Below are 13,378 nucleotides of genomic sequence, written 5' to 3' on the forward strand. Positions count from 1 at the left end.
TTCGCCGCCACCCCAGCACGAACCTGATCCCAAAACCCCACCCGCACCGACCGCGGCAACCACCGAAACACCCGCACAACCCCGCCCCTTCCCGCAGACGGTGTTGCAAGCACCCCATGACTCCGAGAGGCCTTCACGGACTTCGAACCGAGACCGAACGCAGCGAAGGGGCCCTTCACCGCGTGAGATGCGGTGAAGGGCCCCTTCGTCCCAGAGCTACTACTGAGTGACCGGGCGCACGTTCGACGACACCAGTGCCGCCAGCCGGTCACCGATCGCGTGCGTCGCACCGGGCGAAGCCTGGTCGCGGGTCGCGAGGTCGAAGGCCACCGAGGCCTCGATCCGCCGCGCCGCCTCCTTCTGTCCCAAGTGGTCCAGCAGCAGCGAGACCGAGAGCACCGCGGCGGTCGGGTCGGCGAGACCCTGGCCCGCGATGTCCGGCGCGCTGCCGTGCACCGGCTCGAACATGCTCGGGTTCCGCCGGGTGATGTCGAGGTTCCCGCTCGCCGCCAGCCCGATGCCACCGGTCACGGCGGCCGCCAGGTCGGTGATGATGTCGCCGAACAGGTTGTCCGTCACCACGACGTCGAAGCGGGACGGGTCGGTCACCAGGTGGATGGTCGCGGCGTCCACATGGGAGTAGGCGACGGTCACCTCCGGGTGCTCCAGCGAGACCTCTTCGACGATCCGCGACCACAGCGAGCCCGCGTACTCCAGCACGTTCGTCTTGTGCAGGAGCGTCAGGTGCTTGCGAGGCCGCGCCTCGGCGCGGTTGAACGCGTCGGTCACCACGCGCCGGACGCCGAACGCCGTGTTGACGCTGACCTCCGTCGCGATCTCGTTCTCGGTGTCCTTGCGCAGCAGGCCACCGTTGCCCGCGTACGGGCCTTCGGTGCCTTCACGCACGACGACCATGTCGATCTCGCCCGCCTCGGCGAGCGGTCCGCGCACACCCGGGTACAGCCGGGCGGGGCGCAGGTTCACGTGGTGGTCGAGCTCGAACCGGAGCCGCAGCAACAGGCCACGCTCCAGGATGCCGCTCGGCACCGTCGGGTCGCCCACCGCGCCCAGCAGGATCGCGTCGTGCTGACGGAGTTCACCGAGTACCGACTCCGGGAGCAGCTCGCCGGTGGAGTGCCACCGGGCGGCGCCGAGGTCGTAGTTCGTGATCTCCGCCGTCGGTACGACCTCACCGAGCACCTTGAGCGCCTCGGAGACCACTTCGGGCCCGATCCCGTCTCCTGGGATCACCGCGAGCCGCATCCACACACCTCCGTAGACCAGGCCACCGGCAGTCCGGATGGCCCATCCGCAAGAAAACGCCAGCAGCGGAAGGTTACCGGCCGTAGCCCGGTAGCCGTAGCCGCACCACCCTTATGCCGGAACCTCCCACAGAGCGAGACAGCCGAAAGAGTGAAAACAAGAAGGGACGCCCTGGCGCAAAGCATGCCGCCAGGGCGTCCCTCACCTCATCGAACGCGGGTTATCGCTCTATCGCGTCAGCCCACACCGATCGGCTGACGTCCGGTGTGCCGCCCGCCGTTGCCCGGCCGGTCGACACCCGTGTCGCCACCACCGTTGTTCGTCTGGATCTTCACCACGTTCGCCCGGTTGCCCGAGGCGTTGTGGTGCTCGATCGCCAGCAGGCCCAGCACGGTGTCCTGCGCGGCCGCGTTGCGGTTGACCACCAGCGCCGTGCCCGGCTTCGCGACGTAGCCCAGCGCGGAGTCGCCGCCGCCCTGGACCGAGTACGCGGGAGCCAAGGCGTCGAACGAAAGCGGCGTGCCGACGTAGTCGATCGTCGACGAGTCCGCACCCGGCGCCGCGTAGAACCCGGAGGTCCCGACGGTGTAGCTGATCTTGTGCGACGCGGCGTTCGGGTCGATGCCCAGCGCGGCGATGCTCACCGGCAGCACGACGACGTTGGTGTCGTACACGTTCGTGTCGACGTCGCCGAGCTGGCCGTTGATCGGCTGGATGTCCACCTGCGGGAAGCCCGGCTTCAGCGCCACGGTGACCGCCACGAGGACGTCGGTCGACGTCACCTTGGTCACATAGGTCTCGAAGTCCGGCTGCCCGTCGCCCGTGGTGTCGATGTCCACGAACGGCGAGGTGTTGCTGCCCAGGTTGGCCAGGTCGCTCCAGGTGGTGAGACCGAAGGCCAGCAACGCGTTCTCCGGCTCACCCTGCGCCTTGGCCAGCGGAGCGGTCGACGCCGCGCCGATGTAGCGCAGGTCGGCACCCTTGGCGGTCTGGTTCAGCGTGCAGTCGGTCGTGACGTCGCCGTCGCATTCCGGCAGCTGCGGGGATTCCGCCTGCAGTTCGAGCACGCTGATCAGCGAGCGGTACCGCTGCGCACCGGAACCCTGGTCCACGCCCTTGCCGGTCAGGTTCAGCACGGCCTGGTTCTGGCCGGCGCCGAAGTTGACGTTGCCCGGGGTGTTGATGGACGAGACGGGCTTCGGCGCGGAGTACACCGAAAGCCGCAGCGGAACGGTCGTGCCGCTCTTCGGGGTGAACGCGATCCGGCCGGAGGCGTCCGCCACGAACTGACGGGCGAGGCCGACCTGCGTGGCCGCCATGGTCGGGTCCATGACCTTGCGGAGCGCCTTGGGGTCGGCGATCTTCAGGGTCACCTTCACCAGCGCGATACCGCGCGGGCTCAGCTTCACCGTCGGCTTGTCCACTGTGTACTCGACACCGGGGAGCGAGTTCACGGCTTCGTAGCCCACCGAGTACTCGACCGGCTTGATGCCCTTGTTGACCACCTTGACCGTCTTGGTCAGGGTGACCGGGCCGCCCGCTTCGACGACGCCGAAGTTGACCGAGACGAAGCCGGGGTTGTCGACGACGTAGGCCAGGACCTGGTTGTCCAGCGCGGCCTTCGCGTCGATCCGGCCGCTGCCGACGCGCTGCGGACCGTAGACCCGGCCCGACGCGTCACGGATGTCGTGGCCGGCGGTGTTGATCACCGAGGCCTTGACCTCCTCGACCGACCAGTCCGGGTGCGCCTGACGGATCAGGGCGGTGATACCCGAGGTGTGCGGAGCCGCCATCGACGTACCCGAGATGACCAGGCGACCGGAGCCGCTGCCGCTCAGCGCGGACGAGATCGAGTCACCGGGCGCCGCGACGTCCGGCTTGACGGCCGGGCCGCGCCCGCCACGCGAGGTGAACGAGCTCGGGGTGTCCACAATGGACTGGTCGGTGGTCGGCACGGACACCCGGCCCTTGCCGGTCATGCGGACCTGCAGCGTGCCCGCGGCCACCGCCGGACGGACCGAGGCGGTCGCGCTGCCGGTCAGCTGGAAGGTCGGCAGGGCGGCGTTGCCCGCGATGCCGGCCGAGAAGTGCTCCAGCGTCGAGGAGAACAGCGCACCCTTGGCACCGGCCGCCTGCGCGTTGTTCGAACGGGCGCCCGAACCACAAGCGCGGGTCGCGTCGTTGTCGTCCCATTCGAGGAACACGATCTTGCCCGCGGCCTTGGCCTTGTCGGCCTCGGAGTACGGCTTGCAGCCCGCGGCGTTGTCGGCCGACAGCGTGACCACCGGCGCGGTGACGTCGAGCGTGTCGTAGGTCGCGTAGTTCTGGCTGAACTGGCCGGTCTTCGCGCCCTTGACACCGTCGGGAGCGACGGCTTCGACGGCGTCGCGCAGGACGGACGCGTCACGGCTGCTGGCGACGGTCAGCGCCTCGGGCGTGTTGCCCGGCGCGCCGCCGACGTCGTTGAGGTCACCGCCGTTGCCCGCGGAGAACACCGGGACGACGTTGTTCGCGGCGATCTTGCGCACGAACAGCGAGTCCGGGTCGTCCGGGGTGGCGAAGTCGCCGCCCAGCGACAGGTTGACCACGTCGAGGTGGTCGGTGAAGTCGCCGTCGCCGTCCGGGTCGAGCGACCAGTCGAGCGCCTGCGAGGTGACGTTGGTCGAACCGTCGCAGCCGAAGACCTTGATCGCGTACAGCAGGGCCTTGGGCGCGGTGCCCGGGCCGATCTGCATCGCTTCGATCTTCTTCTTGTTGAGCTTCTTGTAGTCGCCCGTGAAGGTCTTGCCCGCTTCGTCGACACCGAAGCCGGCGACCGTGCCCGCGACGTGCGTGCCGTGGTGGCCGCACGAGATCGGGTTGGGGTCGGGCTTCGGGGTGTTGAGGGCCGGGTCGTCGCTACCCGAGTCGTAGGCGTCGCCGACCAGGTCGATACCGCCGACGACCTTGTCGGTCGGGAAGGCGGGGGTGGCCTGGTCGCGGTTGATCGCGTTGTAGGCCTCGGCCGTACCCGGACCGCCGAAGGTGGCGTGGGTGTAGTCGATGCCGTCGTCGATCACGCCGACGCGGATGCCGTCGCCATAGCGGCCGGTCTGCTGCCACGACGCGAGCGTGTTGGTCAGCTGGACCGCGCTGGAGTTGGTGCGGGTCTTGGGGACCACCTTCTTGACCGAGACGACGTCCGGCCGCTTCGCCAGCTCGCGGATCTTCGCCGCGTCGGCCGTGACGACCGCGCCGGCGACCGCGTTGGCGGTCTGCGTGACCAGCTGGGTGCCGGCGTCGGCGGCCTTGAGCTGCCCGACGACGGAGTTCACCGTCGCGGCGGCGTCGGCCTTGGCGTCCTTCGCGGCCTTCTTCGCCTTCTCCTTGCCGGCGCCCTTGTTCTGCTCGGCGTTGAAGGCGTCGACGGCGGGCTGCTTGGCCAGCTCGACGAAGGCGGTGATCTTGCCTTGGGCGGCCTTGAGCTTCGGCTCGACCTTCCCCTGGAATCCGTTACGGTCGATCTTCGCCGGCGTGACGCCGTCCGCGAGGGGGACATCCTGCGCGGCCGCGGACGCCCCGGTCACGGACGTCACGAGCAACGCGGCGAAGACCGCGGCCGATGAGCGGATGGCCCACCGGGGTACGCGGGATCTGTTCATGAGTACGTGCCCTCACTCGAGGCCTTGACTCGGAACCTGCCTGCCGCTCGAACACACCCCCGACGGTGAGCCCCGGCGCCGCGCCGTGCCCTTGACGGCGCGATGGTTCGGCCTCGCCGGAAGAACCTATCGGGGGACCAGCCCGACTTCAGTAGGCATTTTTCACCGTTATTGAATCTTGCTCTGCGATCTCGCGAACCTTGCACATACAACGAACGCATTCAGTCGGCTAATTGCGGAGAAGTACATGAAGGCCCCCTTCCTGTACCTAGGCGCAAGGAAGGGGGCCTTCATGTACTTGGAGGTCAGCCGAAGTTGACCGCGCGGATCGTGTGCGCGCCCACGGTGGCGCCGATCGGCTCCAGCAGGTGCGAGTCGACGGAACGGTCCACGCGCAGCAGCATCACCGCGTCCGCGCCGTCGGTGGTCTGGCTGATCTGCGCGGCCTCGATGTTGAGGCCCGCCTCGCCGAGCAGCGTGCCGACGCGGCCCATGATGCCCGGGCGGTCCGGGTATTCGAGCAGCAGCACGTTGCCTTCGGCGCGCAGGTCGAAGTGGCGGCCGTTGACCTCGACCAGCTTCTCGACCTCGTCCTTGCCGGTGACCGAACCGGACACCGAAAGCGTGGTGCCGTCGGCGTGCACGGCGCGGACGGTGACCAGGCTGCGGAACTTGGGGCTTTCGGTCTCGGTGACGAGATCGACCTGGACGCCCAGCTCTTCGGCCACACGCGGCGCGTTCACGAAGGTGACCTGGTCCTCGACGACGCCGGAGAACACGCCGCGCTCGGCCGCGAGCGGCAGCACGCTGACGTCCTCGGCGGCCAGCTCGCCCTTGACCACGACGGTGACCGAGGCCGGGGCCTTCGGGTTCAGCGCGGTCAGCACGGTGCCGAGCTTCTGGGTGAGCGAGAGGTACGGCCGGACGTGCTCGCCGACCGTGCCGCCGCCCGCGACGTTCACCGCGTCCGGCACGAAGTCGCCGCGCAGCGCGAGGAGCACGGACTTCGCGACGTCGGTGCCCGCGCGGTCCTGCGCCTCGGCGGTCGAAGCGCCCAGGTGCGGGGTGACGACGACGTTCGGCAGGCCGAACAGCGGGCTCTCGGTGGTGGGCTCGGTGACGAACACGTCGATACCGGCACCGCCGACGTGGCCGGAGCTGACCGCGTCCGCCAGCGCCTGCTCGTCGATCAGGCCACCGCGCGCGGCGTTGACGATGATGACGCCCTGCTTGGTCTTCTTGAGCGCGTCGGCGCCGATGAGGCCCTTGGTCTCCGGCGTCTTCGGCAGGTGGATGGAGATCGCGTCGGCACGCTCCAGCAGCTCGTCCAGCGTGACCAGCTCGATGCCGAGCTGCGCGGCACGGGCGGCCGAGACGTAGGGGTCGTAGGCGATGAGCTTGGTGTCGAACGCGGCGAGCCGCTGCGCGAACAGCTGGCCGATCTTGCCGAGGCCGACCACACCGATGGTCTTGCCCTGGATCTCGACGCCGGAGTAGGCGCTGCGCTTCCACGCGCCGCCCTGGAGGCTCTGGTCCGCGGCCGGGACCCGGTCGGCGACGGCGAGCAGCAGCGCGACGGCGTGCTCGGCGGCGGAGACGATGTTCGACGTCGGCGCGTTGACCACCAGCACACCGCGTTCGGTGGCGGCGGGGACCTCGACGTTGTCCAGCCCGACGCCGGCGCGGGCGACGACCTTGAGCGAGGTGGTGGCGCCGAGGACCTCGGCGTCGACCTTGGTCGCGGACCGCACGAGCAGCGCGTCCGCCGTCTTCACGGCTTCGAGCAGCGCGGGGCGGTCCGTGCCGTCCACATGCTGGACCTCGACCTCGTCGGAGAAGACACTCAGCACGGAAGGCGCGAGCTTCTCGGCGATGAGGACGACGGGCTTGTTCGGCTTGGTCACGATACGGCTCCCACTATCTGGTCTGTGCCTGCGACTCACTGTTGACGGTCACGCCGTTGTGCCCGGTTGCGCCGCAGTTTAGACCTGGTGACAGGGGATTGTTAACTCGCCCGTAATCCCGCGAAAACGAGCTCGAGGAGCCGTTCGAGGCCCTTGTCACCCGAAAGGTGTTCGCTGGCCCAGGAAAGCGCGTGCAGCAGCACCAGTAATTCGTGCACTGTGACGTCGGCCCGGAGCTCGCCCGAGGCCTTCGCCCTTTCCACCAGTTGGGACACCTGGTCCCGCATCGCGTGACAGGACGCATACAGCGGCGAGGTCTCGTCGTTGAGGACGTCGACCATCAGCTCGGGCAGCCCCCGGTAGCGCGCCGACTGTTCACCCATCCCGGCGAACCAGGCCTTCAACGCCTCCACCGGCTCCGGCGAGCCCAGCAGCTCGCGAGCCGCCTCGGCCTGCGCGTCGAAGCCCTCACGCAGCACCGTCTCGACCAGCGCTTCTCGCGTCGGGAAGTGCCGGTAGAGCGTTCCGATGCCGACTCCGGCGCGGCGCGCGATCTCTTCCAGCGACGCCTCGACCCCGTTCGCGGCGAAGGCGCGCCTCGCCTCTTCGAGGAGGCGCTCGTAGTTGCGCCGGGCGTCCGCCCGCAGCGGCTTCTTCTGGGTGTCCATCGCGCTCCCGAGCCTAGTCTCGACAAATCGGAGGCAGCCTCCGTATAGTCGGCCACGTAAGCGGAGGCAGCCTCATGTTAGCTGGGGAGACGGAAATGACCTTGATCGAAGAAACCCGGGACCGGTTGGGAGCGGTGGGTGTCTGGCTGCCGGTCGGCATGTTCACGCCGACACCCGACGAAGAACGGCGGGCGATCCGACGCCTGGAGGAGCTGGGTTACCGCACCGTTTGGGGTGGCGAGGGGCCCGGCAACCGGGAGCTGTTCGCCTACAGCGCCATCACGCTCGCGGCCACCGAACGGGTGGTGGTCGGCACCGGGATCGCGAACATCTGGTCGCGGCCCGCGTACACCGCCCACAGCGGCGGGCGGACCCTCGCGCAGGCGTTCCCCGGCCGGTTCGTGCTCGGCGTCGGGATCGGCCACTCCCATCAGGCGGCGAAGGCGGGCTCGGACTACCGGCCGCTCGACCAGACCCGTGACTACCTCACGGCCATGGCCGCGGCGGCGGAAGAATTCCCTTCGCCGGTCCCGTTCGCGCGTGTCCTGGCCGCCGTCGGGCCGAAGATGCTCGAACTCGCGCGGGATCTCACGGACGGGGCGCATCCGTTCGCCCAGCCCTTCGAGCACACGCCGTACTCGCGCGAAATCCTCGGCCCGGACAAGCTGCTCATCCCCACTCATTCCGTTCTGCTCGGCGACCGCGAACAGGCGCGGAAGAGCGTGGCGAGGGACATCGGGCTGATGAAGCAGTACGGCATCCCGCACTATTTCAAGGGCTGGAAGCGGCTCGGCTACACCGACGCGGATATCGACGACGTCAGCGACCGGCTCGTGGACGGGCTGACCGCGTGGGGCGACGAAGAGCGGATCGCCGGGCGGCTCAAGGAACTCGTCGACGCCGGCGCGGACACCGTGCTCGTCAATCCCGTCGGGGACGATCTGACGTCCATCGTGGACCAGCTGGAGCGGCTCGCCCCGGCATTGACGGCGGTGACCCGATGAGCGTCGGAATCTGGACGTTCGCGTTCGACGGCAAGGAAATCGGCGAAGTCCGCGAGGCGGCCGCGGAAGTCGAGGAGCTCGGATTCGACACGCTGTGGTTCGGGGAGTACCTGGGCCGGGAGGCGTTCACGCAGGCGGGTCTGCTGCTCGCGGCGACGTCCCGGCTGACCGTCGCCACCGGGATCGCGCGGTTCTCGCACCGGGCCCCCGTCGCGGCGGCCGCCGCCGAGCGAACCCTCGCCGAGGCCTACCCCGGCCGATTCGTCCTCGGACTCGGCGGGCACCTTCCCGGCGCGAAACCGCTGGAGGGGATGCGCGGCTATCTCGACGAGATGGACCGGACCGAACTGTCCACACCGGACTCGCCACGTCGTCGCGTGCTGGCGGCACTGGGACCGAAGATGCTCTCCCTGGCCGCGGAACGCACCGATGGGGCGCATACGTACTTCGTCCCCGTCGAGCACACCGCGCTGGCGCGGGAGACCATCGGGCCTTCGGCCCACCTCGCCGTCGAGCAGGCCGTCGTCCTGGGATCGGACCGGGAGATCGCGCGGCGGCACGTGTCGATGTACCTGGACCTGGCCGCCCACCATCAGGCGAATCTGCGGCGGTTCGGGTTCACCGAGAAGGACTACGGCTCCGACAAGCTGGTGGACGCGCTGGTCGCGGTCGGCGAAGACGAGATCAACGCTCGGGTGCGGGCACATTTGGACGCCGGGGCCGACCACGTCTGCCTCCAGGTCCTGACCGGGGACGAGCGGATCCCGCTGGCCGAATGGCGGGTTCTGTCGGGGGTCGGGGGTAGCGTGCGGGAGCGTGACGTCACCGGCTGAACTCGCCTTCGAGAACGCACGGGAACTGATCGACGCGCGAGACCCGGCCGGGCTCGCGCGCCTGATCGGTGACCTGCCCACCCTCGTCCACGCGCACGGGAAGAACGGGAACGACCTGCTCGGCATGGCCGCCGCGACCTGCGACGAGCGGCTGTGCCGGATCCTGCTCGACCACGGCGCCGATCCGGCCTCCGCCAACGTGCACGGGTGGACGGCGCTGCACCAGGCCGGGTACGCCGGGCTGCCGCTGCTGGTCACGATGCTGCTCGAAGCGGGAGCCCCGGTCGACGTCCCGGCCCGGGGCGACGGCGGCACGCCGCTGGTGGTCGCGTTGTTCTGGGGCCATCGGGAGGCGGCGGAGCTGCTGGCTTCGCACAGCCTCTCCCCCGGCAACCTCCGGGTGGCGGCGGGACTCGGCCGGGCCGATCTGCTCGACGAGTTGCTCGCCCCGGACGGCACACTCGCCCCCGAGGCGGGCGCGCATCGCGAATTCCACCGGCCGCACAGCGGTTTCCCGGAATGGCGGCCGAGCGACGACCCGGCCGAGATCGTCGACGAGGCGCTTTCGTGGGCGGCGCGGAACGACCGGTCCTCCGCCGTGCGCACCTTGGTGGAGCGGGGTGCCCACGTGGACGCCGACGTCTACCGGGGCACGGCGCTGACGTGGGCCGCTGCCCAGGGAAAGGCTTCGGCGATCAGGACTTTGGCGGAGCTGGGTGCTTCGGTCGACCACCGGGGGACGTTCGGCGGGCTCTCGCACGGCGAAGGCGTCACGGCGCTGCATCTGGCCGTGCAGGGCGGGCATGTGGACGCCGTGCGGGCGTTGCTCGAGGCGGGGGCGGATCCTTCGCTGGAGGATTCGCTGTACCGGTCGTCGGCTTTGGGGTGGGCCGAGCACTTCGAGCAGACGGAGATCTTGGCGGTGCTGCGAGGCGCCTGACCCCCTGTGCCTGTCCTGCCACCGACGTTGCGAAAGCCACTTTCGCAACGTTGAAGGTTGCGAAAGTGGCTTTCGCAACGCCCACGACCGGCGGGGGTGGTCTCGGGAGGCGCCCGACCGGCCGCACCCCCGCCCCCTCACGCCATGAAAGGTCCTTTCCTTGCAAATTTTGCAAGGAAAGGACCTTTCATGGCACGGCCACCGGTCCCCCAAATGTCATGAAAGGGCCGTTCAGGACGAAAAACGTCAGGAACGGCCCTTTCATGACATCCGCGCGGCCGTGTCCCGATCCTGACGCACCCTGGCCCGCCGCCCCCTCGCCGAAAGTACGACGAACGCCGAACAATGGACCCATGCGAGCGATCAGCCAGAACCGCCTCGGCGGCCCCGAAGTCCTCGAACTAGTCGACGTCGAAAGGCCCACCCCGGGCCCGACCCAGATCCTGGTCCGCGTGCACGCCGCCGGCGTCAACCCGGTCGACTGGAAAACCCGCGAGACCGGCGGCATCGGCCCGATGGGCGCTCCGTCGTTCATCCTCGGCTGGGACGTGTCCGGCGTGGTCGAGGAGGTCGGCGCGGGCGCGTCCCTGTTCTCCCCCGGCGACGAGGTCTTCGGCATGCCGTCGTTCCCGTTCCAGGCGGGCGCGTACTCCGAATACGTCGCCGCGCCGAGCCGTCACTTCGCGCGCAAGCCGTCCACTTTGGACCACGTGCACGCGGCCGCGGTCCCGCTCGCGGGGCTGACCGTCTGGCAAAGTCTCGTCGACACGGCGAACATCCAGCCCGGGCAACGGGTCCTGATCCACGCGGCGGCGGGCGGGGTCGGGCATCTCGCGGTCCAGATCGCCAAGGCACGCGGCGCGTACGTGATCGGGACGGCCAGCGCGGCCAAACACGGGTTCCTCCGCGGGCTCGGCGCGGACGAGCTCATCGACTACCGCACGACGGATTTCGCCGAGGAGGTCCGCGACGTCGACGTCGTCCTCGACACGATCGGCCTGGAGTACGGGCCCCGGTCGCTCAAGACGCTGCGCCGCGGCGGCAGGCTCGTCCAGCTCACCCGCACGAACGACGAGCGGATGCCGGAGCTGGCCGAGGCCGCGGGGGTCACCGCCGGGTTCACCCTCGCCGAGCCGGACCGCACCGGGCTGCTCGCGCTGGCAGAACTCGTCGACGGCGGACGGCTCAAACCGACCATCGACACGGTGTTCCCGCTGGAAGACGCCGCGAAAGCGCAGGAACTCGTGGCCGCGGGGAAGACCACGGGGAAGGTCGTGCTGTCCGTCGTGGAGTGACCGTCGGGCCGAGCGGCTCCATCCGGGTGACCATGCCGCCGGGCGGCAACGACCCCGGCGGCGAGCGCGTGAACCGGTGGCGAGTTCGGATCCACCGAGCTCGCCACCTCGAGGGAGGACTCGATGAGAATCCGATCGAAAGTACGCGCGGGCAAGCCTGCCGCGGCCGTGATGGCCATCGCAGCCGGCTTGCTGATGGCGTCGGCACCGGCCGTATCCGCGTCGACCCAAGCGATCCCACCCGACTGCCGGGTGTGGCGGAGCACGGGTTCCTGGGCGGTTTCGTCGAAATGCACCCAACGCGCGCATCGAGCCGCGGCGGAATGCCGTACCTACACCCGGCCCACCTACCAGTGGTACTTCGGCCCGTGGGCGAACAGGAACGAGGAATCGAAGGTGAACTGTCCCGCGGACACCACGAACCTGCGGAGAATGAGCGTGGACTATCCGGACTGACCGGCCTAGGCGGGCAGGTCGAATTCGCCGTCCCGCACGCCTTTCACGAAGGCGTCCCATTCCGTCGGCGTGAACACGAGGATGTGGCCGTCCGGGTCCGAGGCTTGCCGCATCGCGGTGTAGGTGACGCCATCGGTGTGCGGCACCAGCGCGTACTCGGCCCGGTCTTCGAGGTTCGCGCCCTCCGGTTCAGCCCGGATCCACACCGCGTCGCTCAAGTCCAGGTCCGGCCGGATATGGGCCTTGTCGTCCACCGGCTGCTCACTCATGGTGCCCACGCTATCGCTTTCCGGTGCGCAAAACGAAGGGGCCCTTCACCGCATCGCATGCGGTGAAGGGCCCCTTCGGCCCACGATCAGGCGGTTTCGGTGATCGGCCGGTCCACCCACGACATCAGGTCGCGCAGCTTCTTGCCGGTCTCCTCGATCGGGTGCTGGTTGCCCTGCTCCTCGAGCTTGGTGAAGTTCGGCCGTCCGGCCTCGTCCTCGGCGACCCATTCGCGGGCGAAGGTGCCGTCCTGGATCTCACCGAGGATCTTCTTCATCTCTTCCTTGACCGCCGGCGAGATGACACGCGGGCCGCGGGTCAGGTCGCCGTACTCGGCGGTGTCGGAGATCGAGTAGCGCTGACGCGCGATGCCGCCCTCGTACATGAGGTCGACGATCAGCTTCAGCTCGTGCAGCACCTCGAAGTAGGCGATCTCCGGGGCGTAGCCGGCCTCGGTGAGCACCTCGAAACCGGTCTGCACCAGCGCGGAGGCGCCACCGCAGAGCACGGCCTGCTCGCCGAAGAGGTCGGTCTCGGTCTCCTCGGTGAAGGTCGTCTTGATGACACCGGCGCGGGCGCCACCGATGGCGGCCGCGTAGGAGAGCGCGAGCGCCTGCGCGTTGCCGGAGGCGTCCTGCTCGACCGCGATGAGCGCCGGGACGCCCTTGCCGTCGACGAACTGGCGGCGGACCAGGTGGCCCGGGCCCTTCGGGGCGACCATGGCGACGTCCACGTTCGACGGCGGCTTGATGAGGTCGTAGCGGATGTTGAAGCCGTGACCGAAGAAGAGCGCGTCGCCGTCCTTGAGGTTCGGCGCGATGTCCTGCTCGTAGATGAAGCGCTGCTTCGTGTCCGGCGCGAGGATCATGATCAGGTCGGCTTCGGCGCTGGCCTCGGCCGGGGTGAGCACGCGGAGACCCTGCTCCTCGGCCTTGGCCCGCGACTTCGAGCCCTCGGGCAGGCCGACGCGGACGTCGACGCCGGAGTCGCGCAGGCTCAGCGAGTGCGCGTGGCCCTGGCTGCCGTAGCCGATCACGGCGACCTTGCGACCCTGGATGATCGAAAGGTCCGCGTCGTCGTCGTAAAAGATTTCCACTGCCATGAGGG

The 13,378-nt window shown here is 69.3% G+C and carries 11 protein-coding genes; 5 read left to right on the forward strand and 6 right to left on the reverse strand.

Annotated elements, in window-relative coordinates:
* Nucleotides 1–219: 219 nt before the first annotated feature.
* The 4 genes from DMC61_RS12675 to DMC61_RS12690 form a co-directional block, all read right to left on the reverse strand.
* Nucleotides 220–1,263 (reverse strand): 3-isopropylmalate dehydrogenase, encoded by a 1,044-nt coding sequence (locus DMC61_RS12675; protein ID WP_007031599.1) that lies wholly within the window; start codon nucleotides 1,261–1,263, stop codon nucleotides 220–222.
* 236 nt (nucleotides 1,264–1,499) lie between these two features.
* Complete coding sequence (locus DMC61_RS12680) at nucleotides 1,500–4,904, reverse strand: S8 family serine peptidase (protein WP_016336527.1); 3,405 nt, start codon at nucleotides 4,902–4,904, stop codon at nucleotides 1,500–1,502.
* A gap of 305 nt (nucleotides 4,905–5,209) precedes the next feature.
* Nucleotides 5,210–6,808 (reverse strand): phosphoglycerate dehydrogenase, encoded by a 1,599-nt coding sequence (gene serA, locus DMC61_RS12685; RefSeq protein ID WP_125689453.1) that lies wholly within the window; start codon nucleotides 6,806–6,808, stop codon nucleotides 5,210–5,212.
* Between the two features lie 101 nt (nucleotides 6,809–6,909).
* Nucleotides 6,910–7,476, reverse strand: a complete 567-nt coding sequence (locus DMC61_RS12690; protein WP_125689454.1) for a TetR/AcrR family transcriptional regulator — start codon at nucleotides 7,474–7,476, stop codon at nucleotides 6,910–6,912.
* A 95-nt stretch (nucleotides 7,477–7,571) separates the two neighbouring features.
* On the opposite strand from DMC61_RS12690, the gene DMC61_RS12695 reads away from it, so the two are divergent.
* From DMC61_RS12695 to DMC61_RS12715, 5 genes are all read left to right on the forward strand, one after another.
* Nucleotides 7,572–8,480 (forward strand): TIGR03620 family F420-dependent LLM class oxidoreductase, encoded by a 909-nt coding sequence (locus tag DMC61_RS12695; RefSeq protein ID WP_125689455.1) that lies wholly within the window; start codon nucleotides 7,572–7,574, stop codon nucleotides 8,478–8,480.
* On the forward strand, nucleotides 8,477–9,313 hold the full coding sequence (locus DMC61_RS12700) for a TIGR03620 family F420-dependent LLM class oxidoreductase (RefSeq protein ID WP_125689456.1): 837 nt from the start codon (nucleotides 8,477–8,479) through the stop codon (nucleotides 9,311–9,313). Before DMC61_RS12695 ends, DMC61_RS12700 begins: the two co-directional genes overlap by 4 nt.
* Nucleotides 9,297–10,253, forward strand: coding sequence for an ankyrin repeat domain-containing protein (locus DMC61_RS12705; RefSeq protein WP_125689457.1), 957 nt, complete (start codon nucleotides 9,297–9,299; stop codon nucleotides 10,251–10,253). Before DMC61_RS12700 ends, DMC61_RS12705 begins: the two co-directional genes overlap by 17 nt.
* Nucleotides 10,254–10,606: 353 nt before the next feature.
* Complete coding sequence (locus DMC61_RS12710) at nucleotides 10,607–11,548, forward strand: NADP-dependent oxidoreductase (protein ID WP_125689458.1); 942 nt, start codon at nucleotides 10,607–10,609, stop codon at nucleotides 11,546–11,548.
* 123 nt (nucleotides 11,549–11,671) lie between these two features.
* On the forward strand, nucleotides 11,672–12,004 hold the full coding sequence (locus tag DMC61_RS12715) for a hypothetical protein (RefSeq protein ID WP_125689459.1): 333 nt from the start codon (nucleotides 11,672–11,674) through the stop codon (nucleotides 12,002–12,004).
* A gap of 5 nt (nucleotides 12,005–12,009) precedes the next feature.
* Here the strand turns inward: DMC61_RS12715 and DMC61_RS12720 are convergent, their stop codons facing one another.
* Together DMC61_RS12720 and ilvC are read right to left on the reverse strand one after the other, a co-directional pair.
* The gene (locus tag DMC61_RS12720; RefSeq protein ID WP_072031354.1) at nucleotides 12,010–12,273 is read right to left on the reverse strand and encodes a DUF397 domain-containing protein; all 264 of its coding nucleotides are present in this window, start codon (nucleotides 12,271–12,273) and stop codon (nucleotides 12,010–12,012) included.
* An 86-nt stretch (nucleotides 12,274–12,359) separates the two neighbouring features.
* Nucleotides 12,360–13,373: a ketol-acid reductoisomerase gene (ilvC, locus tag DMC61_RS12725; RefSeq protein WP_125689460.1), complete on the reverse strand. Its 1,014-nt coding sequence runs from the start codon at nucleotides 13,371–13,373 to the stop codon at nucleotides 12,360–12,362.
* Nucleotides 13,374–13,378 lie beyond the last annotated feature (5 nt).

This window comes from Amycolatopsis sp. WAC 04169 (genome assembly GCF_003947535.1).
Lineage (GTDB): Bacteria > Actinomycetota > Actinomycetes > Mycobacteriales > Pseudonocardiaceae > Amycolatopsis > Amycolatopsis keratiniphila.